Raw genomic sequence first — 26,992 nt, forward strand, 5'->3', positions numbered from 1 at the left:
TTCGGTCTGCCACTTCCGCAGGGAGGCTGCCCAGGTCGTCGCGCACGTACCAGACGGTCCGATGGCGGGCGATCTCTTTGAAGAACGCCGCCGCCTGACTTCCGCTCTGGCTCACAGGCGGTGAGGGTAAGACCCGGCCTCAGACAGCCTGACCGAGATCGACCTTGGGCTTGGGCACCCGCATCCGGCGGAACGTCAAACCACGCATCACGCCGTAAAGCTGAAGCGACCCCATCCGCTGCGAGTGCTTGGGGAAGCGCTCGTTGACCAGCCGCTTGACCTTGCGGGAGATCAGAACGCTGTCCACGATCACGCCGAGCGCCAGCAGCAGCCACAGCACATTGCTGGCCAGCTGCACCGCCGCGATCTGCACGGTCGACCCGATCAGCACGATCAGCGCGCCGCCGAAGAACCACGTGCCCACCGTGCGCCGCGCGTCGACGATGTCGCGGACCAGGGAGCGCTCCGGCCCCCTGTCGCGGGCCAGGAGATAACGCTCGTCTCCGGCCTTCATGCCCGCCGAGGCTTCCGCCCGCTCCTCGCGCTGGCGCTCGCGCATCTGCTTGAGCTGCTCTTTGCGGTTCGTCGGCGTCGGCTCCGCCACTCGGCGGCCCGTGCTCGTCCGCTTGGGCGTGGCCACACCCAGTTCCTTTTTGCTGGGGGTGTAGCTCTTGGGGCGCGCAACCTCAGGCGTCACCTCCTCCACGACCTCGGTGGTGGGGGTGTCGTCTTGCTTGCGGCGGAAAAGCGAGGGCACGCTCAGAGAGTAGCCAAGCGGCGCGGTGTCTTTCACACCGCGCCGCTGATAGTGATGAAACCGGAGCCTGTTACAGCCTCTCGACGTGTGCGCCGAGGGCCGCCAGCTTGCCTTCGAAGTCCTCGTAACCCCGGTTGATCAGGTCCACCCCGTACACCCGGGAGGTGCCCTCGGCCGCCAGCGCCGCGATCAGGTGGGCGAAGCCCGCCCGCAGGTCGGGGATGACCAGGTCGGCCGCGTGCAGCTTGGACGGGCCGGCGATGACCGCCGAGTGCATGAAGTTGCGCCGGCCGAAGCGGCACGGGGTGCCGCCCAGGCAGTCGCGGTAGACCTGGATGGTCGCGCCCATCTGGTTCAGCGCGTCGGTGTAGCCGAGCCGCTGCTCGTACACGGTCTCGTGCATGATCGAGATGCCGCGGGCCTGGGTCAGCGCCACCACCAGGGGCTGCTGCCAGTCGGTCATGAAGCCCGGGTGGACGTCCGTCTCGAGGGCCACCGCCTGGAGCTCGTGGCCGGGGTGCCAGAACTTGATGCCGCCTTCGACAGCTGTCACGCCGTCGCGGGCCACCCGGTCGTCGGTGATCTCGCATTCGCCGCCGATGGAGCGGAAGACGTTCAGGAACGTCATCATGTCGGCCTGGCGCGCGCCCAGGACCTCGATCTCGCCCTTGGTCGCCAGGGCGGCCGCGGCCCAACTGGCCGCCTCGATCCGGTCGGGGATCGGCTTGTGCTTGTAGCCGTGGAGCTTGCGGACACCCTGGATCTCGATGACCCGGTCGGTGTGCACCGTGATGATCGCGCCCATCTTCTGCAGGACGCAGATGAGATCGATGATCTCGGGCTCGATGGCGGCGTTGCGGAGCTCGGTCACCCCTTCCGCCCGTACGGCTGTGAGCAGCACCTGCTCGGTCGCGCCGACGCTCGGGTAGGGCAGCTCCAGCTTGGCGCCGTGCAGGCCGTTGGGCGCGCTCAGGTGCATGCCCTCGGGCGCCTTGTCGACGACCGCGCCGAACTCGCGCAGGGCCTGGATGTGGAAGTCGATGGGCCGGGGGCCGATGTGGCAGCCGCCGAGGTCCGGGATGAACGCGTGCCCGAGGCGGTGCAGCAGGGGACCGCAGAGCAGGATCGGGATGCGGCTGGAGCCCGCGTGCACGTTGATCTCGTCGGTGCTGGCGCTCTCGACGTTGGTGGGGTCCATGACGATCTCGCCGTCGTCGGCGCCGTCGCTGACCTTCACACCGTGCAGCGCGAGCAGCCCGCGAACGACTTCGACGTCGCGGATGGCCGGCACGTCGTACAGGTGGCTCGGTGACTCACCCAGCAGGGCGGCGACCATCGCCTTGGAGACGAGGTTCTTGGCGCCACGGACCCGGATCTGACCCTGCAGCGGCGTACCGCCGTGCACGACCAGGACGTCGTCGGTCAACGTAACCTCCAGCTGGCGGGCGTTGGGGCGCCCGAGATGATCGAGGGGGCGGAAGCCGGATGGGGGTACCCGCTTCTGCAACCGAGGAAGCATAGCGCTGAGTGACAAATTAGGAAGCCATCACAACGCCCAGCGGACGGTAAATAGGACAGAGTTAAGAATCCCGGACGCGCTGCGGATCTTGACGACTACCCAGAGTCACTACGGCAAGGCGAGCATCTGGTCCAGCGCGACACGCGCGTTGTGCGCCGTGTCGTCGTCGACGGTGATCACGTTCGGCACCCGGCCGGCGACGAGCTCTTCGAGCGCCCACACCAGGTGGGGCAGGTCGATGCGGTTCATCGTCGAGCAGTAGCAGACCGTCCGGTCGAGGAACATGATCTGCTTGTCGGGGTGGGCGAGCGCGAGACGCCGTACGAGATTGAGCTCCGTGCCGACCGCCCAGGCCGAGCCGGACGGCGCCGCGTCCAGGGCCTTGATGATGTATTCGGTCGAGCCGACGTAGTCGGCCGCGCGCACCACGTCGTGCCGGCACTCGGGGTGGACCAGCACGTTGACGCCCGGCACCCGCTCGCGGACCTCACGCACGCTGTCGATGGTGAAGCGCCCGTGCACCGAGCAGTGCCCGCGCCACAGGATCATCCGCGCGTTCCGCAGCTGCTCGTCGGTCAGCCCGCCACCCGGCTTGTGCGGGTCGTAGAGGACACAATCATCGAGATCGAAGCCCATTTCCAGTACGGCTGTGTTCCGCCCCAGGTGCTGGTCGGGCAAGAAGAACACCTTGCTGCCCTGCTCGAACGACCAGTCGAGGGCCCGCTTGGCGTTCGACGAGGTGCAGACGACACCCTTGTTGCGGCCCACGAAGCCCTTGATGTCGGCCGACGAGTTCATGTACGTGACCGGGACGATGTCGCCCGCGATGCCGAGGTCCTCGAAGCGCTCCCACGCCGTCTCGACCTGGCCCAGCACGGCCATGTCGGCCATCGAGCAGCCGGCCGCCAGGTCGGGCAGGATCACCTTCTGCTCGGGCTTGGTGAGGATGTCCGCGCTCTCGGCCATGAAGTGCACGCCGCAGAAGACGATGAACTCGGCGTCGGGGCGGGCCGCGGCCTGCTGGGCGAGCTTGAACGAGTCGCCGGTGACATCGGCGAACTGGATGACCTCGTCGCGCTGGTAGTGGTGGCCGAGCACGAAGACGCGGTCGCCGAGGGCGGCCTTGGCCGCGGTGGCACGGGCGACCAGGTCGGGGTCGCTGGGTGCGGGCAGGTCGCCCGGGCAGTCGACGCCGCGCTCGGAGGCGGGGTCGGTGCCCCGGCCGAGCAGCAGCAGTGCGGTGGCGGTGTTCGAGGGTTCGGTCCAGGTCGACGTCACGTTGGTCATCGTCGCACAGCGCGAGATGGTCATCGCTTCCTGAAGGAGTGGGCTGTCACACTCATTGGCGTGCGCGTATTGATCTGCCCTGACAAATTCGCCGGCACGCTGTCCGCCCCCGAGGTCGCCGAGGCGGTGGTCGAGGGCTGGTCGGGCGAGGATGAGCTGATCAGCCGGCCGATCGCCGACGGCGGGCCGGGCTTCATCGAGGTACTGGCCGGTTCGCTCGGCGGCCGCCGCATCCCGGTCGACACCGTCGACCCGCTGGGCCGCCCCGTGCCGGGTGAGGTCCTGCTGGTCGGTTCCACGGCTTATGTCGAGAGCGCCCAAGCCTGCGGTCTCCACCTTTTGACCCGCGAGGAGCGGGACCCCAACACCACCAGCTCGTACGGGCTGGGCCTGCTGCTCCTGGCGGCCGTGGAGGCGGGTGCGGCCGAGGTCGTGATCGGGCTGGGCGGCTCGGCCACCAACGACGCCGGGGCCGGGATGCTGGCCGCGCTCGGCGCCCCACCGGTGGACGTAGCCGGGTACGCACTCCCGTACGGGGGCGCTTATCTGAACGCGGCCGCCTCGCTCGGTGGGACGCCCACACTGCGCCAGGTGAGCCTGATCGCCGCCACTGACGTCGACAACCCGCTGACCGGCCTGCATGGGGCCAGCAAGATCTTCGGGCCGCAGAAGGGCGCGAGCGAGGAAGACGTCTATCGGCTCGACGCCGCGTTGGAGCAGTTCGCCGGCGTACTGGAAAGGGCCTTTGGTCTGACCGATCTGGAAGTTGCCCCTGGTGGGGGAGCGGCCGGTGGGATCGGAGCCGCGCTGATCGCCCTCGGCGGGCGGGTGGTCTCCGGGATCGGGCTGGTCTCGACAGCGATCGGCCTGGAGAAGGAGCTGGACGCGGCCGATCTGGTGATCACGGGAGAGGGATCTTTCGACCACCAGTCACTGCGCGGGAAGGTCGTCGCGGGCATCGCCGGCGGCGCCCGGGACCGCGGTCTGCCCTGTGTCGTGCTCTGCGGCCGGAACGAAACCGGCTTCCGGGAGGCCGCCTCAGCAGGCGTCACCGAGACTTATTCCCTGACCGAGCACTTCGGCAGCGAGGAAATCGCCATGCGTGAGCCCGCCCGTGGCCTGCGAGAACTCTCGGCTCGCCTGGCCTCTCAGTGGAGCCGGTGAAGTAAGCCACCCCAATTGGGAATCTCAGGGAATGGGGTTAGCGTTGGCAAGTACTGCACCTGACCGCACCCTGCAGGGAGATACGCAGTGACTGCTGAAGCGCACACCCCGTCGACCGAGGCGACCGCCGCCCCGACCGGCGTTCTCTTGACCGACGTCGCCGCGGTGAAGGTCAAGGCCCTGATCGAGCAGGAAGGCCGCGACGACCTGCGCCTTCGTATCGCCGTGCAGCCCGGTGGCTGCTCCGGCCTGCGGTACCAGCTCTTCTTCGACGAGCGCTCGCTCGACGGTGACGTCGTGAGCGACTTCGGTGGCGTCGAGGTCGTCGTCGACCGGATGAGCTCGCCCTACCTGGCCGGCGCCACCATCGACTTCGCCGACCGCATCGACGCGCAGGGCTTCACCATCGACAACCCGAACGCGCAGAACTCCTGCGCCTGTGGCGACTCCTTCCACTGATCGTTCGGTAATACGCGGAACCACCCAGCAGGCCGTCCCGTTAACGGGGCGGCCTGCTGTGCGTTACCCAGCCGGTAGGCTGCGTACGTAAGCCCCCCGTTTCTCGACCCAAGGGCCCATCATGAAGATCGCCGTGACCGGCTCGATCGCCACCGACCACCTGATGCACTTCCCGGGACGGTTCGCCGACCAGCTCATCGCCGACCAGCTGCACAAGGTGTCGCTCAGCTTCCTCGTCGACGACCTGGTGGTCCGGCGCGGCGGCGTGGCCCCCAACATCGCGTACGGGATGGGCAAGCTCGGTCTGCACCCGATCCTGGTGGGCGCGGTCGGCGCCGACTTCGCCGACTACCGCTCGTGGCTCGAGCGGCACGGCGTCGACTGCGACTCGGTGCACGTCAGCGACGTCGCGCACACCGCGCGCTTCGTCTGCACCACCGACGAGGACCTGAACCAGATCGCCTCGTTCTACGCGGGCGCGATGGCCGAGGCCCGCAACATCGAGCTGGCCCCGGTCGACGCCCGGGCCGGCGGTCTCGACCTGGTGATCATCGCCGCCAACGACCCGGCGGCCATGGTGCGCCACTCCCAGGAGTGCCGCGCGCGGGGCTTCAAGTTCGCGGCCGACCCGTCGCAGCAGCTCGCCCGCATGGACGGCAGTGACGTGCTGACGCTGATCAGCGGCGCCGAATACCTGCTGACCAACGAGTACGAGCGGTCGCTGCTGGAGACCAAGGCCGGGCTGACCGCCGACGAGGTCCTCGACCAGGTCAAGATCCGGGTGACCACCCTGGGCAAGGACGGCGTCGAGATCACCGGCCGCGGCATCGAGCGCATTCACGTGCCGGTGGCCCGCGACGTCATCCCGGCCGACCCGACCGGCGTGGGCGACGGCTTCCGCGGCGGCTTCTTCGCCGCCATCTCGTGGGGCCTCGGCCTGGAGCGGGCGGCCCAGGTGGGCTCGCTGGTGGCCGCCCTGGTGCTCGAGTCGGACGGCGCTCAGGAGTACGACGTGCGCCCCGGCGACTTCATCAAGCGTTTCGCCGACTCGTACGGTGACGATGCCGCCGCCGAGATCAAGTTGTTCCTGCCGGTCGTGTAAGGAAGAAGCATGGTGTTGGCGGTCTTTGCCGGTCTGCCCGGCGTGGGGAAGAGCACGCTCGCCGCGAAGGTGGCCACCGAGCTGCCGGCGTGCGTGCTCGCCGTCGACACCGTCGACTTCACACTTCAGCGGTACGAGGTCACGGAGCCGCGGCCGGGCTATGCGGCCTACGGCGTCGTGGCCGCCCTGGCCGAGGTGCAGCTGGCCAACGGCCAGCACGTGATCATCGACGCGGTGAACCCGGTGAAGGCGGCCCGGCAGCTCTGGGTCGACCTGGCCGAGCGCCTCGGCGTGCCGCTGCGCGTGGTCGAGGTGGTCTGCGGCGACGACGCCGAGCATCGCCGCCGGGTCGAGAAGCGTTACGAGACCCGCGACCACGACGGCGTTCCCGACTGGGTGCGCGTCCTGGAACGGCAGAAGGAGTACGAGCCGTACCTGGGGCGCCGCCTGGTCGTCGACACGTTCTTCGCCAAGGACCCGGTCGGCCCGGTCCTCGAATACCTCAGCTGAGCCGCCGCACCTCAAAGGCGTTCGGCCCGGGCGAGCCCAGGTACTCCTGTTCCTTCATGCGGCACCAGGCCGGGATGTCGTTGGCCGCGGCCGGGTCGTCGGCCAGAACCCGTACGATCTGGCCGATCTCGACGTCTTTGATCCGCTGCGCGAGATGGATGATCGGCAGGGGGCATTTCTCGCCCCGGCAGTCGAGCTCGATCACATCCCCGCCTCCTTCCGGATCTTTTCCACCAGCCCGGGGAGTACGTCGAGGAAGCGCTCCACCTCGTCCCCGGTCGTCCCGCGGTGCAGCGAGATCCGCACGTTGCCGTGGCTGAGCACGCCCATCGCCTCCAGCACGTGGCTCGGCCGCAACGTCGACGCCGTGCACGACGAGCCGGACGAGACCGCGAACCCGGCCCGGTCCAGCGCGTGCAGCAGCGCCTCGCCGTCGACGTAGAGACAGGAGAAGGTGACCAGGTGGGGCAGCCGGTTCACCGGGTCGCCGACCACCTCGACGTCGGGCACGGTCGCCGCCACCCGCTCACGGATCCGGTCGACCAGGGCCGACAGACGTACGGCCTCGGTCCGCTCCTCGGCGAGGACGGCCCGCAGGCTGGCCGCCGCGGCCACCACCGCCGGCAGATCGAGGGCGCCCGACACGCCCGGGCGATAAAGATCATCCTGGGGAAACGGCGAGATCCAGCGCACACCCTTGCGTACGATGAGGACGCCGACCCCGGGCGGGCCGCCCCACTTGTGCGCGCTCGCGCTGAGCAGGGACCAGCCCGGCGCCACCGGCGCGCGCCCGATCGACTGGGCGGCGTCCACAAACAACGGCACCCCCGCCTCGTCGCAGTAACCGGCGGCCGCCGCCACCGGCTGCTCGGTGCCCACCTCGTGACTAGCGCTGATCAGCGCGGCCACCGCGACGCCCGGTGTGGACACCGCCGCGTCCCAGGCGTCCAGGTCGAGCCGGCCCCGGCGGTCCACTCCCACCTCGACGGCCCGGCCGCGGCGGGCCGCGTGCAGCACGGCCGAATGCTCGATCGCCGAATGCACCAGCGTGTCGCCCTGCCGGGCCCGTCCACCCAGGGCGCCCAGCACCGCGGCCTGCGCCGCCGCCGTGCCTGAGGGCCAGAGGGACACCTCGTCCGGTCGTACGGCCAATGCCTCGGCGAAAGCGGCCGTCGCCGCCTCCGAAAGCTGTTGGGCCCGCCGGCCCGCGCCATAGAGGCGGGCCGGGTCGGCCCATCCATCGTCGAGTGCGGCCAGCAGCGCCTCGCGGGCCACCGGATGCAGTGGAGCGGCGGTCGCGGCGTCCATGTATGCCGCCGGACCACCTGGAACGCCCATGTATTCCACTCGGGAACGGTATCGTCCGGTTGTTGAGGGGTAACCGTGCACCGTCGAAGATCCGACCCCCCGGCCCGGACGTTAAGGCCAGGTCGAGTAATCTGCGACCGACGGTGACGCCTTGCCGCTCGGTGTCCGGTTTCGGGCGGGGCGGTGCTGCTAAGGGAGGCAAAAGCAGGTGGGCGCAAAGAGTTCGGCCGTACGGCCGCGATCGGCAGTCCGGTTCGCCGGGCTCGGCCTCGGCGGGTCGGCGCTGCTGTTGCTGCTCTCGGGCTGTTCGGTGAACGGCATCGGCGATGCGTTCAGCCACTTTGGGTGGCCGAGCAACGGCATCAGCCTCCAGGCACACCGGATGTACGACCTGTGGATCGCCTCGGTGATCGCGGCCCTCGTCGTCGGCATCTTCGTGTGGGGCCTGATCTTCTGGTGCATCATCCGGTACCGCAAGCGCGGCGACGAGCTGCCCGTGCAGACCCGGTTCAACATGCCGATGGAGGTGCTCTACACGGTCACCCCGGTGCTGATCGTGGCGGTGCTCTTCTACTACACGGCCATCATCCAGACCGACGTGGACAAGCTGTCGAAGAACCCCGACCAGGTGGTCGAGGTCGTCGCGTTCAAGTGGAACTGGCAGTTCAACTACCGCGACGGGCTGGGCGAGGGCGCGAACACGGTGGCCTCGACGGTCGGCTCGTCCGACGTCATCCCGCTGCTGGTCCTGCCGACCGGTGAGAAGATCCGGTTCGAGGAGACGAGCAAGGACGTCATCCACTCGTTCTGGGTTCCCGAGATGCTGTTCAAGCGCGACGTCTTCCCGGGCAACGTGCGCAACCAGTTCGAGGTGACCCTCGACCGCGAGGGCCGCTACGTCGGACGGTGCGCCGAGCTCTGCGGCACGTACCACGCGTTCATGCAGTTCGAGCTGGTCGTGGTCTCGCCCGAGAAGTTCGACCAATATCTCGCGGCCCGCAAGAACGGCGCCACCACCCAGGAGGGCATGGCGGCGATCGGCTTCACCGGCGACCAGCAGTACGCGGTGACCACCGAGCCGTTCGACACCCGCCGCCAGCAGCACAGCTGGAACCAGACCAACTCTGTCGCCGCCGGCACCACCGCGGGGAAGTGAGCTAGACCGTGAAGACCGAATACAAGATCTTCGTCGGGGTCGCCGCCTTCCTCTTCGGCGCGGCGATCGTCTACGGCTTCTACTCGCAGAGCTACGAGGGTCACGTCGAGTGGATCGGCACTGTGGCGCTGATCCTCTCCGGACTGCTGTGCTCGATGTGCGGTGGCTTCTTCTGGTTCGTCTCGCGGCGCATCGACCTGCGCCCGGAGGACCGTGAGGACGGCGAGATCGCCGAGGGCGCCGGCGAGATCGGCTTCTTCAGCCCGGGCAGCTACTGGCCGTTCGGCATCGCCCTGTCGGCCACTGTGGCCGGCATCGGCCTGGCGTTCTGGATGTGGTGGCTGGTCGTGGTCGGCCTGATCATGGTGATCATCTCGTCGAGCGCCATGATCTTCGAGTACTACACCGGAACCCGGCACCCCGCCGAGCACTGAACTGGCTGGCTTCGCTTCGCTCCGCGGGCGAACGCCTTGTAACCGGTGAGATGGCAGGCGGTTTTCCGCCGTCCGCAAACCCCGCGGACGTCGAAAAACCACATGCCATCTCACCGGCGGCGTTCGCGGTAAAAACGAGGGCCCCCGGTCTGAGGACCGCGGGCCCTTTCTCTATGCCGCCTGGCGTTGCCTCGGGGCTATCTTGCGGGGCCTGGTGACGCCGTACCAGTGGACGACTATCGGTGCGACGACCTCGGCCGCGCCGCAGCGGGTGCAGACCATCTCGGGGCAGTCGTCGTGGCCGTCCGAGCAGGGCGGCACCTCGAACATCATGTCGCCGTCACAGATGACGCAGCGCATCTCGCGATCCGACACGGGTGGGCTCCTCTCTTCGCCGTCTCTTCGCCGGAAGGTGGATTTACCCGAATTCGATTCTGACGCTGCCACGGAAATGGGGCATCGTGGCGGATTAGCGACGGCGTGTTACCTGTGAATCCTTCTGTTCGGCCTTATTCGGCGGCCTTGGCCGCCTGCGCCGCGGCCACCCAGCGCTCCAGGAGCGCCGTGGCGGCGCCGGAGTCGATCGTCTCCTGGGCCCGGGCTATTCCGGCCCGCAGCGTGTCTCTGAGGTCGCCGGGGAAGCCACCCTGTGCGGCCAGGGCGGCCGCCACGTTGACCACGACGGCGTCGCGGACCGGGCCGGGCTCGCCGACGAAGGTGCGATGGGCCACGTCGGCGTTGTACGCCGAGTCGCCACCCCGCAGCGCGGCCGGCTCGGAGCGGGGGAGGCCGAGCTCGACGGCGTCGATCACCAGCTCCTCGACCTTGCCGCCGACGGCCTTCCACACCCGGGTCGGCGCCGCGGTCGTGAACTCGTCGAGGCCGTCCTCGCCGCGCATCACGATCACCGAGTCGCCGCGCCGGGCGAAGACCTCGGCCATCACCGGCGCCATGCGGATGTCGAAACAGCCCACCGCCCCCGCGGTCGGGCGGGCCGGGTTGGTCAGCGGGCCGAGCACGTTGAAGAACGTGGGAACGCCCAGCTCACGCCGCGGCACGGACGCGTGGCGCATGCCCGGGTGGTAGCGGGCGGCGAAGCAGAAGCCGATGCCGGCCTCGGACACCGTGCGGCCCACGCCGGCCGGGCCCAGGTCGAGCGGGATGCCGAACCGTTCGAGCAGGTCGGCCGTGCCGGTCGTGGACGACGCCGAGCGGTTGCCGTGCTTGACCACCGTCACACCGGAAGCGGCCGTGATTATCGCCGCCATGGTGGAGATGTTCACGGTGTTGGCCCGGTCGCCGCCGGTGCCGACCACGTCGACGGCCGACGTGCGGACGTCCTCGGGCAGCGGCACCAGCGTGGCGTTGTCGAGCATGGCCTCGACCAGGCCGGCCAGCTCACCCGGCGTCTCGCCCTTGGCCCGCAGGGCGATGGCGAAGCCGGCGATCTGGGCCGGTGTGACGTTGCCCGCCATGATCTCGCCCATCGCCCAGGCCGTGTCGGCCGAGGCGAGCTCCTCACCGCGGAGCAGGGCCATGGTCAGGTTGGGCCAGGTGCGTGAGCCCATGTCTCAGGCGAGCTTGCCGAGCGTGCCCAGCGGGATCGCGCCGTCGCGGCGGGCCCGGAGCATCGCGGCCACGGTCTGACCGGTGGTCACCGGGTCGAGCGGGGCGACGAGAGTCTGGTCGACCTGGGAGTACGCCGCGAGCCAGCGGTCGGCCGCGCGGGCGATGACGACGCAGACCGGCGGGGGCGTCGCGTACTCGTCCTTGGTCTGCCGGGCGATGCCCAGGCCGCCGGCGGGCGCGGCCTCGCCGTCGAGCACCATCAGGTCGATCTCGTACTTGTCGAGCAGGTTGCGGCAGTCTTCCCAGGTGGCGGCGTCCGCGAACTCGACCTTGAGGTCGGCCGCCGGACGCTCGCCGATGGCGAGCCGGATCCGGTCGCGCACCGCGGGATCGTCGCTGTAGAGCAATACCGTGTACTCGTCGCTCATCTTCGACTGCCTTCGTCGTAGGGTCGCCCGATCGTAACGGAACCCCTTACTCGGTGGACGACCCCGGTCGCCCGGCGCTTTCCACATTTGTGATCTTGGCGGCTTTTAATTCCTCCGCCTCGGCCCGGTCGAGGGCCCGGTCGATGCGGCGGGCCTCACGTTCGGACTGGCGGATCCACTGCAGGACCAGGATGCCCAGCATCGTGACGCTGACGATCTCGCCGCCGGCCCAGAGGATGCCGCCCGCCGTGACCTGGTCGGCCTTCGGATCGGTCCAGCTCAGGCCCAGGCTCGGGTAGTAGTCACCGGCCAGCAGCGTGCTGGCCTGCATGATCGTCAGGCCGAGGACGGTGTGGAACGGCACCGACAGCACCATCAGCAGCGCGCGGCCCGGATAGGGCCAGCGGTTGGGCAGCGGGTCGAGGCCCAGCAGCGGCCAGAAGAACAGGCAGCCGGTGACGATGAAGTGGATGTGGATGAACTCGTGCAGCCACGGGTGCAGCAGCGTCTGCCGGTAGAGGTCGGTGAAGTACAGGATGAACGGGTTGGCCACGAAGATGCCAAACGCGACCAGCGGGAACGTCAGCACCCGGGCCACCCGGCTGTGCACGACGGCCAGCAGCGTCTTGCGCGGGCTCGTGGGCAGCACCCGCAGGGCCAGCGTCACCGGAGCGCCCAGGGCCAGGAAGATCGGCCCGACCATGGACAGCGTCATGTGCTGGATCATGTGCACCGAGAGCAGCGCCGTGTCGTACTTCTCGATGCCGGTCACCGTGACGGCCGCGATGGACCCCAGTCCACCTGCGACGAAGGCCACCGTGCGGCCCGCCGGCCAGTGGTCGCCGCGCAGCCGTAACCGGTAGACGCCGTAGCCGTACAGCGCCGCCGCCACCACGAGGAACAGCGCGACCAGGCTCCCGATGTGGATCTCGGTGAAGATCGCGGCCGGGGTGAACGGCGGAAGAACAGTATCCCCGCTGGACGCGGCGAGTGTGGGCGTTTCGGCTAGGTGCACCATTCGAGGCTAGGCCCATCCGGTCGGGACCACTTCTTCCGGGCTGGAATCTCATGACGGATTCGACCCCCCGCATCACCTTGGACTGATCGCGGGGCAATAATGAGCCTCGTGACAGCGGCCTCAGCCATCGACAAGAGCAGGATCCACTCGCTGACGCGACCGAACATGGTGAGCGTCGGCACGATCGTGTGGCTCTCCAGCGAACTCATGTTCTTCGCGGCGTTGTTCGCCATGTACTTCTCGATCCGTGCGGCAGCGCCCGAGTTGTGGGAAGAGCACACGCAGCACCTCGAGATCCCGTACGCGACGACGTTCACGGTGATCCTGGTTCTCTCCTCGGTCACCTGCCAGCTCGGCGTGTTCGCCGCGGAGAAGGGCGATGTGTTCGCGCTCCGTCGCTGGTTCACCATCACCTTCGTGATGGGCCTGATCTTCGTGCTCGGGCAGGCGAACGAGTACCGCAACCTCGTCCACGAGGGCATCAAGCTCAACGGCGACGGCTACGGCTCGATGTTCTATCTGACCACCGGCTTCCACGGTCTGCACGTGACCGGCGGTCTGATCGCGTTCATCGTCTACATGATCCGTACGACCATGGGTAGGTTCACCCCGGCGCAGGCCACCTCGGCGATCGTCGTGTCGTACTACTGGCACTTCGTGGACATCGTGTGGATCGCGCTGTTCGCCATGATCTATTGGCTTCAGTAGCCCGCATCCGTCCATGAGCTTCAGGTCAAAACCCAGAGGGACTCAGCCCATGACTTCAGACACCCCCGCCAAGCGGCGTCTCAGGGTGTTCTCCCGGGGGCGCAAGGCGCCGAGCCGGGCGCGCCGGCGGTTCGGCGCGGCGGTGCGCATGCTCGCCGCCCTCGCGCTCGCCGGCGGCATCTACACCGCTTTCGCCCCGGGCGCCTTCGCCGAGGACAACCGGCAACTCTCCGCCGCCGCGCTCGAGGGCAAGCAGCTGTTCGACAACAGCTGCATCAGCTGCCACGGCCGCGACGCCCAGGGTGTCGACGACAAGGGACCGAGCCTGATCGGCGTCGGCGCCGCGTCCGTCGAGTTCCAGGTGGGCACCGGCCGCATGCCGATGGTCCGGCAGGAGGCTCAGGCTGAGCAGAAGAAGCCGCAGTTCGACGAGACGCAGACCAAGCAGCTCGCGCAGTACATCCAGGAGCTGGGTGGAGGCCCCCAGCTTCCCCAGGGTGAGCTGACCGAGAACCTCGAGTCCAACCCCGAGGCGCTGGCCCGCGGCGGCGAGCTCTTCCGGGTCAACTGCACCTCGTGCCACGGCTTCGGCGGTGGCGGTGGCGCCCTGTCGTCCGGCAAGTTCGCCCCGGCGCTGCACGACGCCACGCCCGAGCAGATCTACGCGGCCATGCTGACCGGCCCGCAGAACATGCCGGTGTTCGGCGACAACCAGCTCACGCCGGACGAGAAGCGCGAGATCATCACCTACATCACGATGCAGCTCCAGGACGACCGTGACCCGGGTGGCCTGTTCAACCTCGGCCGTTACGGCCCGTCGACGGAGGGCGTGGCCGTCTTCCTGGTCGGCATCACGCTGCTGGTCTTCACGGCGCTGTGGATTGCGGGGAAGTCATGACGACTGTGCACCACGACACCGAGCCGGCCCAGCCGGTCGATGTCCACGACCCCAAGCTGTCGCGTTTCGACATCGTCAAAGAGGGTCTGCGCCGCGACGAGATCGAGATCATCACCTACGAGTCGCAGTTCACGGGCCGCGACTCCAAGGCCGAGAAGCGGGTCGTCCGCAACATCGCGCTGCTGTTCATCGTCTCCGGCCTGGCCGCGCTCGTCTTCCTGGTCGCCTACATCTGGTGGCCGTGGCGGTTCGAGCTCGGCGAGACCATGAGCGACTTCTACACGCCGATCCTGGGCATCAGCCTCGGCGTCTCGCTGTTCGCCCTCGGCTTCGCGATCCTGGCCTGGGCCAAGAAGCTGCTGCCGCACGAGGTCTCGATCCAGAAGCGGCACGACGGCGCGTCGCCCAGCGACGAGCAGCTGATCACCGGCCAGACCGCGCTGTTCGTCGGTGACGAGCTGGCCGGCGGCGTGCAGCGCCGTCCGCTGCTCAAGGGTGCGATCGGCCTCGCCGCCGCGCCGCTGGGCATCGTGGCCGCGGCCCCGCTGATCGGTGGCCTCATCGAGAACCCGCACAAGGGCTCGCCCCCGCCGCTGTTCTCGACCGGCTTCAACCCGGTGCACAACAACGGCCAGCCGGTCCGGCTGGCCCGCGAGGACGGCACCCCGATCCGGCCCGAGGACATCAGCGCCGGCGGCCAGGCGACGGTCTTCCCCGGCATTCCGCACGGAGCGACTAACGAGTACGCCGACTCGCCCACCCTGCTGATCCACCTGCGCCCCGACGACGCCGAGGAGACCCGGCGCAACGCCGAGGGCGACCGGCGCAACGCCGGCTCGATGTACGGCGACTACGTGGCGTACTCGAAGATCTGCACGCACGCCGGTTGCCCGGCGAGCCTCTACGAGCAGCAGACCAACCGCCTGCTCTGCCCGTGCCACCAGTCGCAGTTCCTCATCACGCGCAACGCGCAGCCGGTCTTCGGCCCGGCCAGCCGCCGTCTGCCGATGTTGCCGCTGGGCGTGGACGACGAGGGCTACTTCGTGGCAAAGTCCGACTTCAAGGACACTGTCGGACCTGACTTCTGGGAGCGGCCGTGAAGCGGCGCAAAGTAGACCTCGCGCAGGCCCCGGTGGCCGTCGCGCGAGGCACCGACGAGCGGTTCCAGGCGGCGACCCCGCTACGAGCCCTGCTCAACAAGGTGTTCCCCGACCACTGGTCGTTCCTGCTGGGCGAGATCGCGCTCTTCTCGTTCATCGTCCTGCTGCTGACCGGCGTCTTCCTGACCCTCTTCTTCGACCCGTCGATGAAGGAGGTCGCATACGACGGCCCGTACTCGGCCCTGCGCGGCACCGAGATGTCGGCCGCCTACGAGTCGTCGCTGCGGCTGTCGTTCGAGGTCCGCGGTGGTCTGTTCATGCGGCAGATGCACCACTGGGCGGCGCTGCTGTTCATGGCGTCGATCGTCGTGCACATGGCGCGCATCTTCTTCACCGGCGCCTACCGCAAGCCGCGTGAGATCAACTGGGTGATCGGCATCATCCTGTTCCTCCTCGGCTTCTTCGCCGGCTTCACCGGTTACTCGCTGCCGGACGACGGCCTGTCGGGCACCGGTCTCCGCATCGCCTCGGCGATCATGCTGTCCTTCCCGATCATCGGTACCTGGCTCTCCGCCGCCGTCTTCGGCGGCGAGTTCCCGGGCCACCTGATCATCGGCCGGTTCTACATCGCCCACGTGCTGCTCATCCCGGGCGGTCTGCTGGCGCTGATCAGCATCCACCTGGCCCTGGTGTTCAAGCAGAAGCACACCCAGTGGCCCGGCCCGATGCGGACCAACACCAACGTGGTCGGCGAGCGCATGTTCCCGCGCTACGCGCTCAAGCAGGGCGGCTTCTTCATGGCCTGCTTCGGCACGATCGCGCTGCTGGCCGGCCTCTTCCAGATCAACCCGATCTGGCTGTTCGGCCCGTACCGCGCGTCCGAGGTCTCCTCGGCCTCGCAGCCCGACTGGTACGTCATGTTCATGGACGGCCTGGTCCGTCTCATGCCGAACTGGCAGATCTACATCGGCGACTACAGCATCCCGCCGCTGTTCTGGCCGGCCGGCGTGGGCCTCGGCGTGATCTTCACGCTGCCGATGCTCTGGCCGTGGCTCGAGGCGCGCAAGTCCGGCGACAAGCGGATCCACAACCTGCTCGAGCGTCCCCGCGACAACCCGGAGCGGGTCGGCATCGGCGCCATGGCGTTCACGTTCTTCCTGGTCGCCACGATCTCCGGCGCCAACGACGTGATCGCCGACAAGTTCCACATCAGCCTCAACGCGATGACCTGGGCCGGACGTCTCGGCCTGATCGTCGGGCCGCCGCTGATGTACTGGCTGGCCGTCCGCATCTGCCTGGGCCTCCAGCAGCACGACCGCGAGGTGCTGGCGCACGGCGTGGAGACGGGCATCATCCGCCGCCTGCCGAACGGCCAGTTCATCGAGGTCCACCAGCCGCTCGGCCCGGTGGACGACCACGGACACCCCGAGCCTCTGGAGTACGGCGGCTGGGTCGTCCCGAAGAAGATGAACCGGGTCGGCGCCCTGGCGCCGGCGATCAAGGGCTTCTTCTACCCGGTCGAGAAGCCGGCCGAGGCCCCGGTCTCCCCGGGCATGCCGCCGGTCTCCGGCGACGACCGCGAGGAGATCACCTCCGGCCGCTGATTCGGCACGCTGTCACAGGAAAGGGGCCCGCTTCGGCGGGCCCCTTTCTCTATCTAAGATTGATCGGTCCACTCCCTCAGAGGCGAGGAGCCCGCTGGTGAACACCGCGATCGTGCACATCGACTGCGCCACCGACTCGATTCCCGAGGTCGCCGAGGCGCTCGCGGCTCTGGACGGCGTCAGCGAGGTGTACTCGGTGGCCGGCAACGTCGACCTCATCGCCATCGTGCGGGTGCCCCGCTTCGACGACATCGCCGAGGTCATCGCCGGCAAGATCTCCAAGACCCCCGGCGTGATCAACACGGAGTCGCACATCGCCTTCCGCGCCTACTCCAAGCACGACCTCGAGGACGCTTTCGCCATCGGCCTCCCCGACGCCGACTGAGGCCCCGCCACCCGCGCTTTCTTGCGCGTCGGGCGGCACCTCGCGCCTTCTTGCGTGCCGGGCGGGCGCCCCGCGCCTTTTTCCGCGGCGCGCTGCGCCGGGGGCCTGTGCCGCTACGGGCCGGGGACTCTCACCGTCACCGGGCCGGGGGCGCGGATGACGTCGACCAGCTTCTCGTCCGCCGTGACCACGGCGCCGGGCCACACCACGCAGCGGGTGATCTCACCGTGGACGGTGGCGCCGGCGCCCACCACGGCGTCGGTGACGCTTCCGGTGATCGTGGCCGAGGGGTCGATGAGGGCCCGGGCCTTTGCGGCGTGCAGATTGGCCGTGAGGTAGTCGCCGGGCGTCCCGGTGTCGATGTAGGAACCCTCGTAGTTGATCAGCTCAAGCGCGTCCTCGGCCTCGGCCGGCCGCCACACCGTACGAACGAGGTTGCTCATCTCGGTCGAGAGCCCGCGCACGTAGCGCCACGGCAGCAGCGAGAATCCGGCGAACCGGCGCCCACTGAACCCGCCGGTCGCGCCGGGCGGATTGGTCTTGGTCAGCATCCGGACGGTCTCGCCCGACCAGCCGTCGAGCAGGGCCGCGATGTCCTTACCCGGCTCACGACCGGGGTCGGAGAGGTACGCGTCGGCGTTGCCGACCAGCGCACCCCGCCCGTCGATCCAGCCTTTGAGCCGCCCCACCCCGCCCGAGGTGCCGACCGGCCCGTCCGGCTCCACCGACAGATGAGCCCGATCGCCGACGTGCGCCACGACCTGATCGCCGAGATAGGCCGCGTTCACCGCCGTGGTCTCCACCCCGGCCAGCCCGAGCGCGGCCAGCCGCCCCAGCGCCCGATCGAGCAGCGCGACATTGCCGACCGGACAGAGAGCCTTGGGCAGGATCTCGGTCAGCGGCCGCAGCCGCTGCCCTTCGCCCGCGGCCAGCACGACACCGCAGACCTCGGTCACTTGCCCTCGGCCCCAGCCGCTTCGCCGGCCGCGTCCCCGCCTCCGGCCTTCTCAGCGCCGGCATCTGCCGCCTCGGCCTTCCGCACGGCGGCGTTCTCCGGCTCGGCGCCCTGCGCGGCGGCTGCTTCCGCTTCGGACTTCTGGGTGACGGCGGCTTCCGCCTTGACCTTTCGCGCGGCGAGGGCCGCTGTCTGCTGCCCGCCGATGCCGTAGTGGCTCAGCAGGTGGGCGGTGTTGACCGTCACCCGGGGGAGGTCGTCGACCGGGAACCACGCCGCCTCGAGGATCTCGCCGCCGTCGACCTTGAGGGAGGTCGTGGAGGCGGGGACCGCGCCGAAGAAGACCGTGTCGACCACGCCGACCGGGTGGATGATCGCGTTCGGGTTGCCGGGGGTCAGGTCGGCCGGGGCGATGCGGACGCCGGTCTCCTCGAACAGCTCGCGGGCCGCGCCCACGTCGGCCCGCTCGTGCTTCTTCAGCAGGCCGGCCGGCAGGCTCCAGCCCCGGTTGGGCGGCTGGCGCAGCAGCAGGATGCGGTCGGGGCCGCTCGACTCACTGTCGCGGATCACCGCGACCGCGCCGACGAGATATCTCGGGGCGACCAGCCCGGCGATGCGGCGGCGGGCGGCGCTCGGCAACCGGTAGAAAGCCTGATACGCGTACGCCCGAACGACCCGAGGGAAACTCACACGCGCAAGGCTACTGGGCGCTAGTCCGGATGGTCGACGAGGGCGATGAGCTGCTCGACGACCGCGTCCGGTTCGAGGTTGCGCTCGCAGACCGCGACCAGCATGGTCTCGAGGTCGGGATATCCCAACTCCTCGGCCAGGCGGCGCAGCGGCACCTCGCTGGCCAGGCCCCTGTCGTGTTTGCGCAGGGTCAGGCCGATCGTGGCCCGGCCCAGCCGCACCTTGTCGGCGATGCTGATGCCGGGCTCGTTCTTCTCGTCGAAGTAGCGGTTGATCTGCATCTGGGCCTGGCTCGACTTGACGAAGCCGAGCCATTCCTTGCGCGGGCCGCGGGGAGCGTTCGGTTCGAGTTCGACCTGTCCGTCGGTCTCGGAGAAGATCTCGACCACGTCGCCGTCCCGGAGCTGGGAGCTCAACGGGGCCAGCCGGCCGTTGATCGTCGCCGCCAGGCACTGGTCGCCCTTTTGCGGGCCGAGCTCGTAGGCCAGGTCGACCGGGGTGGAGCCGCTCGGCAGCTCGAACGCGTGCCCGTGGGCGAAGACGGTGATCTGGGCCTCGGCGAGATCGCACCGGAGCGAGGCGAGGAACTGGGCGGCGTCGGTGGTGTCCTGCTGCCAGTCGAGGACCCGTTTGAGCCAGGTCAGCTGGTCGGCGCCGGAGGCCTCGGCGTCCTGGGCGTACTTGGGGTAGCGATAGGTGGTCGCTACGCCGTACTCCGAATAGTCGTGCATGGTCTCGGTGCGGATCAGCACCTCGACCAGGCGGCCGTCCGGGCCGGTCACGGTGGTGTGGAGCGAGCGGTACAGGTTGTTTTTCGGTGACGCGATGAAGTCTTTGAACCGGCCGGCGACCGGGCGCCACTGTCCGTGGATGGCGCCGAGCGCCGCGTAACAGTCCGTCTCGGGCCCGTCCACGATGACCGCGATGCGGGGCAGGTCGAACGGGACCTTGTGGCCGCCGGCGACGGTGTCCTTCCAGATCGAGTAGTAGTGCCTCGGCCGGGGTGTGACCTCGGCCGACACCCGGGAGCGGCGCAACGCCGTCCGCGCCTTGGCGCTCACCTCGGCCAGGTATTCGTCCCAGCCCGGGCGGTTGCGCACGTGCTCGTCGATCCGCGCGTAGGAGTCGGGCTCCAGGTGGTAGAGCACCACGTCGTCGAGGTCGCGCTTGAGGGCCTGGATGCCGAGACGGTCACAGAGAGGCACGAGCACGTCGAGGGTGGCCGTCGCGATGCGGGCGCGGCTGGCCGGGGAGCGCGCGTCGAGCGTGCGCATGTTGTGCAGCCGGTCGGCCAGTTTGATGACCAGGACGCGGACGTCCTTGCCGGCCGCCACGATCATCTTGCGGATCGTCTCGGCCTCGGCCGCCTTGCCGTAGAACGCCTTGTCGAACTTGGTCACACCGTCGACCAGATGGGCCACCTCGGGGCCGAAGTCGCCGTGCAGCGCTTCGAGGGTGTAGCTCGTGTCCTCGACCGTGTCGTGCAGCAGCGCGGCGACCAGCGTGGTCGTGTCCATGCCGAGGTCGGCGCAGATCTGGGCGACGGCGAGCGGATGCGTGATGTACGGATCGCCGGACTTGCGCATCTGACCGCGATGCATGTTCTCCGCGATCGCGTAGCTGCGCCGCAGCACGCCGGCGTCGGCCGAGGGATGGATCGAGCGGTGCGTGCGCGTGAGGACGGTCACCGGGTCGTCGTCGTTGCCCTGAAAGCTCAGGAAGGACCGCAGGCGACGACCGATCGTCAACTCGGAGGCAGGCTTCGGGAGGGCACGTCCAAGGGCGGCGCCGTGGCCGGCGTCGACGTCCACCTGGACACCCCCTCACCCGCAGTGCTTGCGCGACCCGCAAGCCAAATCACCGTGAAGCCCCGCGAACCAGACTCAGGATTTCACTTGCCTTACAGCCTAAGCGAGCGAGCGTCATCCGAACGGTCAGTTACAGATGAGCGAACGGACGAGTCTTTGCCCGAAGCTGCCGCTTCTGCCCGGTTGAGCAGGTCGGTGAAGCGCGCGGCGCCACGAACCGGTGACACCCAGTCGCCGGAAGTTTCCACCAGTCGGGTGTCGGGCCGTTCGAGCCAGGCGAGGATCCGCTCGGTCTCCTCGGCCGACGCGGCGGGCACCGGCCCCGGTCCGGGTAGGACCGTCTCGGCCGTCATCCGGGCCGCGTCGAGCGTCGGGCGAGGATGTTCGTACGGCGGTGAGGTGGCCGCGGCGGCGAGCCGGCCGTGCCGCACCACGACGATCTCCCAGCCGCCGACGTCGTTGCGCCGGGCCGCGACCATCTCGGCGATCCTGGTCACACCGGACAGCCGCTGCATGCGGACGGTCGCTCTCAGTAGCGCGATCAGGCGCGATCGGAGGGTGGCCGCCTCCTCGTAGCGCCGCCGCTCGGAGAGCGCCTCCATGCGGTCGACCAGGGCACGGATCACCGGCTCGGGGTCACCGTAGGTGGCCGTCCGAAAGGGCAGGGCGGCCCTCGCCGCGTACTCCTCCGGGGTGATCTTGTGTTCGCACGGCGCCGGGCATTTGCCCAGCTCGGCCAGGGCGCAGGCGGCGATCGGCGTGCGCAGCGAGAGCTTGTGGGTGCACTGGCGCAGCGGCACCGCGTCGTAGACGCCGGCCGCGGCCAGCTCGGCCGTGCGCCGCGACGAGAACGGGCCGAGATAGGCCGCGTTGTCGTCGGCCAGCGACCGGACCACCGACAGCCGGGGATAGGGCTCATCGGTCAATTTGAGCCAGACGACGCGATCGGGATATTTAGACCGGCGGTTGTACGGCGGTGAGTGCGCCGCGATCAACCGAAGCTCTCTGACCTCGGCCTCCAGGGAATGAGCGCACTCCACCGCTTCGATCCGGGTCGCGGCGCCGATCATCTCGGACATCCGGGCGCGTTTCTCGCTGGCGGTGAAGTAGCTGCGTACACGGGTCGCAATGTCTTTTGACGTGCCCACATAGAGCGGGCGGTCGTCGGCGGCCCGGAAGACGTAGACCCCCGGCACGTGGGGCAGGCCGTCGGCGAGATGGCGCTGGCGGCGCTGGGTCGGGGTGACCGCGCGGGCGAAGTCGATCGCGTCGCCCAGCGTGTGGACCCGGAAGCTGCCCATCCGCTCGATCAGCCCGTGCAGCACGTCGACCGTGGCCCGGGCGTCGTCGAGGGCGCGGTGGCTGGGCTGGACCGCCGACCGGAAGAACTGGGCCAGCGTGCCGAGCTTGCGGTTGGGCACCTCGTCGCGGGTCAGCGCCCGGCGGGCGATCGCGGCGGTGTCGAGCACCCGCGGGTTGGGCCAGGCGTAGCCGTGGCGGGCACAGGCGGCTTTCAGGAACCCCACGTCATAGGGCGCGTTGTGCGCCACCAGGACGGCGCCGCGCAGGAACTCGAGCAGGCTGGGCAACACCGACTCGATCGGCGGGGCCGGCGCCAGCATGGCCTCGGTGATGCCGGTCAGCACGGTGATGAAGGGCGGAAGCCGCTCACCCGGGTTGACCAGGGTCTGGAACTCGCCCAGCTCGGCGCCGCCGCGCACCTTGACCGCGCCGATCTCGGTGATGCCGGCGCCGTCGGCCGCGCCGCCGGTCGTCTCGAGGTCGAGCACGACGAAGGTCGTGTCGGCGAGCGAGAGCGTCGCCGGCTCGACCGAGCCGTCGGCGCTGAGAAGCGTGTCCAGAGTGCCCTGGACGTATGCCGGTTGTGCCACGCCGGGGACTTTAAAGAAGGGGTACGACATGTTCCGTCCGGGGCCTTATAAAAGATCACTTGCTTCGACAAGCTTTTCCGCAGCCCGCGGTGTGAGAATAGGTAGATGTCCGCACCACTGCCCTCGAACGACCGCCCCGACACGGAGGCGGTCGTTCAGGATGCGGACTTCGCCCCGGAGCCGACTCTGCCCGAGCCGGTCCGGCAGCGGATCATGACGCTGGCCGCGGCCGCGCTGCCCTCGCTGCCGGGCGACGAGATCCCCGTGCCGATGCGCAAGGTGGCCCGGTTCGCCCCCAACCGCCGGGCCCGGCTCGGCGGCCGCGAGATCGCCGCCCAGCTCGCCGCCGATCCGCTGTTCCGCCAGCGGATCAGCACCCGGGTGGTGGCCGACGCCGGTGACCTGGGCGCCGCCGTCGCGAGCGGCATGGCCCCGGCCGCCGCCGACCCGGTCGAGGTGGCCGCCCTGGCCTACCTGGCCCGTCCCGAGAGCTGGCGCGAGCTGATCGAGGAGGCCGGCCACGCGGTGGTCGCCGAGGCCGACAGCGCCGCCATCGCCATCCAGGTGCGCGAGGCCGAGCAGCGGGCCGTCCGCGCCGAGCACGACCGCACGGTGGCCAAGGTCGAGGCCGACAAGCTCCGCGACGAGCTGGCCCGGGTCCGCGAGGAGATGGGCCAGCTGCGCGAGGAGGCCCGTTCGACGGCCAAGGCCCTGCGTGAGGCCCAGGCCGCCACCAAGCGCGCCACCGACCTGTTGGCCACCGAGAAGGGCCGCATCGCCCGCACGGCGGCCGACCACGACGCCGAGGTGCGCCGCCTCAAGACCCGCCTGGCCGAGGCCGAGGCGGCCGCGGCCACCGGCAAGCAGAGCGCCAAGGACGCCCGGGCGGTCGACGACGCCCGGCTGTGGCTGCTGCTCGAGACCATCGGGCAGGCCGCGTCCGGCCTGCGCCGTGAGCTGGCCCTCAACCCGGCCGACAAGCTGCCGGCCGACTTCGTGGCCGACACCGCGGCCGAGCTGCCCGGCGGGCCCGAGCGCTCGCGGGCCCGCGCCCAGGACACCGACGACCCGGGCCGGCTCGACCAGCTGCTCGCCCTGCCCCGGGCCCACCTGATCGTCGACGGCTACAACGTGACCAAGCGCGGCTTCGCCGAGATGTCGCTCGAGCAGCAGCGCAAACGCCTGATCACCGGTCTCGGCGGCATCGCGGCCCAGACCGGCGACGAGGTGACTGTCGTCTTCGACGGGGCTGAGCGGGTGCACGGGCTGCCGCCGGCGCCGCGCGGGGTCCGGGTGCTGTTCTCCCGCAAGGGCGACACGGCCGACGAGCTGATCCGCCAGCTGGTGCGGGCCGAGCCGTCGGGGCGGCCGATAGTGGTCATCTCGTCCGACCGCGAGGTGGCCGACGGCGTGCGCCGCCACGGGGCGTACCCGATGGGCGCGGACTCTCTGCTACGGCGTCTTTCGCGGTCCTGACCTGCACTTTCCCGTTTTTGTCATACCCCCCTCGTACCGTGATGGTCACTGTTGGTGGTCAGTCATTCCCCCCGGCCACCGCAGGGGAGGAGGAGTGATGATCATCGACTGCGGTCGCTGCGACCGGGCCCCCGGCGAGTGCTCCGGCTGTCTGGTCTCGGCGCTGGCCAACACCCCCGACGGCATCGAGGACCTGACACCCGGCGAGCTGCGCGCCATCGAGGTGTTCGAGCTCGCCGGCTTCGAGGTCGAGCTGATCGAGACGCCCGACCCGCCGGTGGTGGTGCCGCTCTATCCGCGAGGCCGTAACGTGGCGTGATCGTTCGTCTCTCTAGGATGGGCTTTTCTTTTCGTCAGGGGGTCTCGCGATGCGGCTCTGGGCTTTCCTCGCCCTTCTGGTGCTGCTCGCCGGGCTGGCCGTCACCGCCGCCCTGACGATCCCGTGGCACCGGTCGCCCGCGCCTCGCGCCGATCAACTTCTGGCGTTGCGCGACTTCCCCGCCGAGCAGGTCTCGCGGGCCCGCGCTTTTCACGCCGCGCTGCGCCCCGGGTCGTACGGCTCGATGGCGATCGGCCTGATCGTCGCGCTGGTGCTCGGGCTCACGCCGCTCGGCGCGTGGATCGTGACCCAGGCCGGGCGGCCGTTCGGCGGGCACTGGCTGGCCCAGGCCGTGCTCGGCGGCTTCGCGGTGGTGCTGGTGGCCGAGATCGTCACGCTGCCGTTCGCCGCCTGGCGGCGGTCAATTCTGGTCGAGTACGGCATCTCGACCCAGACCAGGGGCGCGTGGACGGCCGACCTGCTGAAGTCGTGGGCGGTCGGCGCGGTGATCGGCGGGCTGGCCCTGGCCGGGTTCTTCACGGTCACCCACTTCGCGCCGCGATGGTGGTGGGCGATCGGCGCGGTGGGCGCGGCCGGCCTGGTCGTGCTGCTGTCGTTCGTGCTGCCCGTGCTGGTCGAGCCGGTGTTCAACAAGTTCACTCCGATGGCCGACGGCCCGTTGCGGACGTCTCTGATGCAGTTGGCCGAGCGCGACGGCGTGCCGGTGAAAGACGTGCTGGTGGCCGACGCGTCGCGGCGGACGAAGGCCGTGAACGCGTACGTCTCCGGCATCGGCCCGACCCGGCGCATCGTCGTCTACGACACGATGCTGACCGAGGCCACGCCGGACGAGGTCGTCTCGGTGACGGCGCACGAGCTCGGTCACGCCAAGGACGGCGACGTGCTGACCGGCACGATCCTGGGCGCGCTGGGCGCGGCCGTGGCGGTGATCGCGCTCTACCTGCTCGGCTCCTGGCAGTGGCTGCTCGACCGGGCCGGCGTCGACGCGATCGGCGAGCCGCGCGCCATCGCCCTGCTGCTCGCGATGGTCACGCTGGCCGGCCTGGTTTCCGGGCCGGCCCAGGCGTTCGTCAGCCGCCGGGTCGAGGCCCGGGCCGACACCCACGCGCTCGACCTGACCGCCGACGCGGCCACCTTCGAGGCCATGCAGCGCCGCCTCGGCACGGTCAACCTGTCCGACCCCGACCCGCCCGCCTGGGAGCACACCTTGTTCGCCTCGCATCCGTCCACCGTGGAGCGCATGGCCGCGGCCCGCGCGTACGCCCGGGGTGAGCGCTGATGTCCCGCACCCTGCTGATCACTAACGACTTCCCGCCCCGCCCCGGCGGCATCCAGCAGTTCATCCACAACCTGGCCGTCCGCCGCCCGGCCGGCTCCCTGGTCGTCTACGCGTCGACCTGGCGGGGCGCCGAGAAATTCGACGCCGAGCAGCCGTTCGAGGTGATCCGCGAGAAGACCGGCGTCCTGCTGCCGACCCCGGCCGTCGCCAAGCGCGCGGCCGAGATCGCCCGCGCCCACGACTGCGACCGCGTCTGGTTCGGCGCCGCGGCCCCCTTGGGCCTGCTCGCCGACGGCCTGCGCCGCCATGCCGGCATCGAGCGGGCGGTGGCGATCACCCACGGCCACGAGATCGGGTGGGCCGCCCTGCCCGGCGCCCGGCAGTTGCTGCGCCGCATCGCCCGGGGCAACGACGTGATCACTTACCTGGGCGAATATCAGCGCTCCCGCCTCGACAAGGCCCTGCACGGCCTGACCGAGCTGGAGCGGCTGGCGCCCGGCGTCGACGTGGACACGTTCCACCCCGGGGTCGACGGCGGCGAGGTCCGCGCCCGCCACGGCCTGACCGGCCGTCCCGTGATCGTCTGCGTCTCCCGCCTCGTCCCGCGCAAGGGGCAGGACATGCTGATCAAGGCGCTCCCGGCGATCCGCCGCCGGGTCCCCGACGCGGCGCTGCTGCTCGTCAGCGGAGGTCCGTACCGCCCGAAGCTGGAACGCCTGGCCCGCGACCTCGACGTGACCGAGCACGTCGTCTTCACCGGCTCGGTGCCGTGGGCGGAGCTGCCGGCCCACTACGCGGCCGGCGACGTCTACGCGATGCCGTGCCGCACCCGGGCCGCCGGCCTCGACGTGGAGGGCCTGGGCATCGTCTATCTGGAAGCCTCGGCCACCGGCCTCCCGGTGGTGGGCGGCGACTCGGGCGGCGCCCCCGACGCGGTCCGCGAGGGCGAGACGGGCTACGTGGTCGGCGGCCGGGACGTCCCGGCCCTGGCCGCCCGCCTGACCGACCTACTGACCGACGAGGCCCTGGCCCGGAAGATGGGCCAGGCCGGCCGCGCGTGGGTCGAGCAGGAGTGGCGCTGGGAGTCGCAGGCCGCCCGCCTGACCCACCTCCTCGACGCGCCCCGCCCCAACTGAGGCTCCCGTC

The 26,992-nt window shown here is 69.8% G+C and carries 27 protein-coding genes and 1 pseudogene; 15 read left to right on the plus strand and 13 right to left on the minus strand.

From position 1 onward, the window contains the following. Positions 1-139: 139 nt before the first annotated feature. The 3 genes from ACQP2X_RS09200 to nadA form a co-directional block, all read right to left on the minus strand. Positions 140-757, minus strand: a complete 618-nt coding sequence (locus ACQP2X_RS09200; RefSeq protein WP_498695734.1) for a DUF3043 domain-containing protein — start codon at positions 755-757, stop codon at positions 140-142. 70 nt (positions 758-827) lie between these two features. Beyond that, entirely contained in the window at positions 828-2,183 is a 1,356-nt protein-coding gene (gene murA, locus ACQP2X_RS09205; RefSeq protein WP_498695735.1) for a UDP-N-acetylglucosamine 1-carboxyvinyltransferase, read from the minus strand. A 201-nt stretch (positions 2,184-2,384) separates the two neighbouring features. After that, on the minus strand, positions 2,385-3,563 hold the full coding sequence (gene nadA / locus ACQP2X_RS09210) for a quinolinate synthase NadA (RefSeq protein ID WP_498695737.1): 1,179 nt from the start codon (positions 3,561-3,563) through the stop codon (positions 2,385-2,387). Between the two features lie 60 nt (positions 3,564-3,623). Here nadA and ACQP2X_RS09215 point away from each other — a divergent pair, with 60 nt between their 5' ends. From ACQP2X_RS09215 to ACQP2X_RS09230, 4 genes are all read left to right on the plus strand, one after another. After that, entirely contained in the window at positions 3,624-4,727 is a 1,104-nt protein-coding gene (locus tag ACQP2X_RS09215) for a glycerate kinase family protein (RefSeq protein WP_498695738.1), read from the plus strand. Between the two features lie 87 nt (positions 4,728-4,814). After that, positions 4,815-5,186 (plus strand): iron-sulfur cluster insertion protein ErpA, encoded by a 372-nt coding sequence (erpA, locus tag ACQP2X_RS09220; protein ID WP_097319992.1) that lies wholly within the window; start codon positions 4,815-4,817, stop codon positions 5,184-5,186. Between the two features lie 121 nt (positions 5,187-5,307). Next, on the plus strand, positions 5,308-6,288 hold the full coding sequence (locus ACQP2X_RS09225; protein ID WP_498695740.1) for a carbohydrate kinase family protein: 981 nt from the start codon (positions 5,308-5,310) through the stop codon (positions 6,286-6,288). A gap of 9 nt (positions 6,289-6,297) precedes the next feature. Further along, positions 6,298-6,798, plus strand: a complete 501-nt coding sequence (locus ACQP2X_RS09230) for a P-loop nucleotide/nucleoside kinase family protein (protein ID WP_498658007.1) — start codon at positions 6,298-6,300, stop codon at positions 6,796-6,798. On the opposite strand, the gene ACQP2X_RS09235 is transcribed toward ACQP2X_RS09230, so the two are convergent. Together ACQP2X_RS09235 and ACQP2X_RS09240 are read right to left on the minus strand one after the other, a co-directional pair. Beyond that, a complete protein-coding gene (locus ACQP2X_RS09235; RefSeq protein ID WP_498695741.1) occupies positions 6,791-7,003 on the minus strand; it encodes a sulfurtransferase TusA family protein in 213 nt (70 codons plus the stop codon). The two genes, ACQP2X_RS09230 and ACQP2X_RS09235, sit on opposite strands and share 8 nt — an antisense overlap. Continuing rightward, a complete protein-coding gene (locus ACQP2X_RS09240) occupies positions 7,000-8,136 on the minus strand; it encodes a cysteine desulfurase family protein (protein ID WP_498700874.1) in 1,137 nt (378 codons plus the stop codon). Before ACQP2X_RS09240 ends, ACQP2X_RS09235 begins: the two co-directional genes overlap by 4 nt. A 178-nt stretch (positions 8,137-8,314) precedes the next feature. Between ACQP2X_RS09240 and ctaC the strand changes: the two genes are divergently transcribed. Continuing rightward, positions 8,315-9,262: an aa3-type cytochrome oxidase subunit II gene (gene ctaC / locus ACQP2X_RS09245; protein WP_498695743.1), complete on the plus strand. Its 948-nt coding sequence runs from the start codon at positions 8,315-8,317 to the stop codon at positions 9,260-9,262. 8 nt (positions 9,263-9,270) lie between these two features. Beyond that, complete coding sequence (locus tag ACQP2X_RS09250) at positions 9,271-9,696, plus strand: cytochrome c oxidase subunit 4 (RefSeq protein WP_498695744.1); 426 nt, start codon at positions 9,271-9,273, stop codon at positions 9,694-9,696. 171 nt (positions 9,697-9,867) lie between these two features. Here ACQP2X_RS09250 and ACQP2X_RS09255 read toward each other — a convergent pair whose 3' ends face one another. From ACQP2X_RS09255 to ACQP2X_RS09270, 4 genes are all read right to left on the minus strand, one after another. Next, entirely contained in the window at positions 9,868-10,071 is a 204-nt protein-coding gene (locus tag ACQP2X_RS09255; RefSeq protein ID WP_498695745.1) for a hypothetical protein, read from the minus strand. Between the two features lie 134 nt (positions 10,072-10,205). Beyond that, on the minus strand, positions 10,206-11,264 hold the full coding sequence (gene trpD, locus ACQP2X_RS09260) for an anthranilate phosphoribosyltransferase (RefSeq protein ID WP_498695747.1): 1,059 nt from the start codon (positions 11,262-11,264) through the stop codon (positions 10,206-10,208). 3 nt (positions 11,265-11,267) lie between these two features. Next, complete coding sequence (locus ACQP2X_RS09265; protein WP_097319984.1) at positions 11,268-11,693, minus strand: hypothetical protein; 426 nt, start codon at positions 11,691-11,693, stop codon at positions 11,268-11,270. A gap of 46 nt (positions 11,694-11,739) precedes the next feature. Continuing rightward, positions 11,740-12,711 carry a cytochrome c oxidase assembly protein gene (locus tag ACQP2X_RS09270; RefSeq protein WP_498695749.1) on the minus strand — a complete coding sequence of 324 codons (972 nt, stop codon included), beginning with the start codon at positions 12,709-12,711 and terminating at the stop codon, positions 11,740-11,742. A gap of 108 nt (positions 12,712-12,819) precedes the next feature. Here ACQP2X_RS09270 and ctaE point away from each other — a divergent pair, with 108 nt between their 5' ends. From ctaE to ACQP2X_RS09295, 5 genes are all read left to right on the plus strand, one after another. Continuing rightward, positions 12,820-13,419 carry an aa3-type cytochrome oxidase subunit III gene (gene ctaE, locus ACQP2X_RS09275; protein WP_097320326.1) on the plus strand — a complete coding sequence of 200 codons (600 nt, stop codon included), beginning with the start codon at positions 12,820-12,822 and terminating at the stop codon, positions 13,417-13,419. Positions 13,420-13,468: 49 nt separating this feature from the next. Beyond that, the gene (gene qcrC, locus ACQP2X_RS09280; protein WP_498695752.1) at positions 13,469-14,317 is read left to right on the plus strand and encodes a cytochrome bc1 complex diheme cytochrome c subunit; all 849 of its coding nucleotides are present in this window, start codon (positions 13,469-13,471) and stop codon (positions 14,315-14,317) included. Then, positions 14,314-15,417: a cytochrome bc1 complex Rieske iron-sulfur subunit gene (qcrA, locus tag ACQP2X_RS09285; RefSeq protein WP_498695755.1), complete on the plus strand. Its 1,104-nt coding sequence runs from the start codon at positions 14,314-14,316 to the stop codon at positions 15,415-15,417. Before qcrC ends, qcrA begins: the two co-directional genes overlap by 4 nt. Next, complete coding sequence (gene qcrB, locus ACQP2X_RS09290; RefSeq protein ID WP_498695756.1) at positions 15,414-17,021, plus strand: cytochrome bc1 complex cytochrome b subunit; 1,608 nt, start codon at positions 15,414-15,416, stop codon at positions 17,019-17,021. The genes qcrA and qcrB overlap by 4 nt, the downstream gene beginning before the upstream one ends. 97 nt (positions 17,022-17,118) lie before the next feature. Beyond that, complete coding sequence (locus tag ACQP2X_RS09295) at positions 17,119-17,406, plus strand: Lrp/AsnC family transcriptional regulator (protein WP_498695758.1); 288 nt, start codon at positions 17,119-17,121, stop codon at positions 17,404-17,406. A 113-nt stretch (positions 17,407-17,519) separates the two neighbouring features. Here the strand turns inward: ACQP2X_RS09295 and ACQP2X_RS09300 are convergent, their stop codons facing one another. The 4 genes and pseudogenes from ACQP2X_RS09300 to ACQP2X_RS09315 all read right to left on the minus strand — a co-directional run bounded on the left by ACQP2X_RS09300 (position 17,520) and on the right by ACQP2X_RS09315 (position 22,751). Continuing rightward, positions 17,520-18,362 carry a sugar phosphate nucleotidyltransferase gene (locus tag ACQP2X_RS09300; RefSeq protein ID WP_498695760.1) on the minus strand — a complete coding sequence of 281 codons (843 nt, stop codon included), beginning with the start codon at positions 18,360-18,362 and terminating at the stop codon, positions 17,520-17,522. Between the two features lie 200 nt (positions 18,363-18,562). After that, positions 18,563-19,051 (minus strand): annotated as a pseudogene (locus ACQP2X_RS09305) (NUDIX hydrolase); the annotation flags it as partial. Between the two features lie 20 nt (positions 19,052-19,071). Continuing rightward, positions 19,072-20,862, minus strand: a complete 1,791-nt coding sequence (locus ACQP2X_RS09310; protein WP_498695761.1) for a RelA/SpoT family protein — start codon at positions 20,860-20,862, stop codon at positions 19,072-19,074. Positions 20,863-20,951: 89 nt separating this feature from the next. Then, the gene (locus ACQP2X_RS09315; RefSeq protein ID WP_498695763.1) at positions 20,952-22,751 is read right to left on the minus strand and encodes a DEDD exonuclease domain-containing protein; all 1,800 of its coding nucleotides are present in this window, start codon (positions 22,749-22,751) and stop codon (positions 20,952-20,954) included. A gap of 105 nt (positions 22,752-22,856) precedes the next feature. On the opposite strand from ACQP2X_RS09315, the gene ACQP2X_RS09320 reads away from it, so the two are divergent. From ACQP2X_RS09320 to ACQP2X_RS09335, 4 genes are all read left to right on the plus strand, one after another. Beyond that, complete coding sequence (locus tag ACQP2X_RS09320) at positions 22,857-24,227, plus strand: NYN domain-containing protein (protein ID WP_498695765.1); 1,371 nt, start codon at positions 22,857-22,859, stop codon at positions 24,225-24,227. A 97-nt stretch (positions 24,228-24,324) separates the two neighbouring features. Further along, positions 24,325-24,546, plus strand: coding sequence for a hypothetical protein (locus ACQP2X_RS09325; protein WP_498695769.1), 222 nt, complete (start codon positions 24,325-24,327; stop codon positions 24,544-24,546). A 49-nt stretch (positions 24,547-24,595) separates the two neighbouring features. Beyond that, a complete protein-coding gene (locus ACQP2X_RS09330) occupies positions 24,596-25,846 on the plus strand; it encodes a M48 family metallopeptidase (protein ID WP_498695771.1) in 1,251 nt (416 codons plus the stop codon). Then, positions 25,846-26,982, plus strand: coding sequence for a glycosyltransferase family 4 protein (locus ACQP2X_RS09335; protein WP_498695773.1), 1,137 nt, complete (start codon positions 25,846-25,848; stop codon positions 26,980-26,982). The genes ACQP2X_RS09330 and ACQP2X_RS09335 overlap by 1 nt, the downstream gene beginning before the upstream one ends. The last annotated feature ends 10 nt before the right edge of the window (positions 26,983-26,992 follow it).

Origin of the sequence: Actinoplanes sp. CA-131856 (genome assembly GCF_050956135.1) — a bacterium.
GTDB lineage: Bacteria > Actinomycetota > Actinomycetes > Mycobacteriales > Micromonosporaceae > Actinoplanes.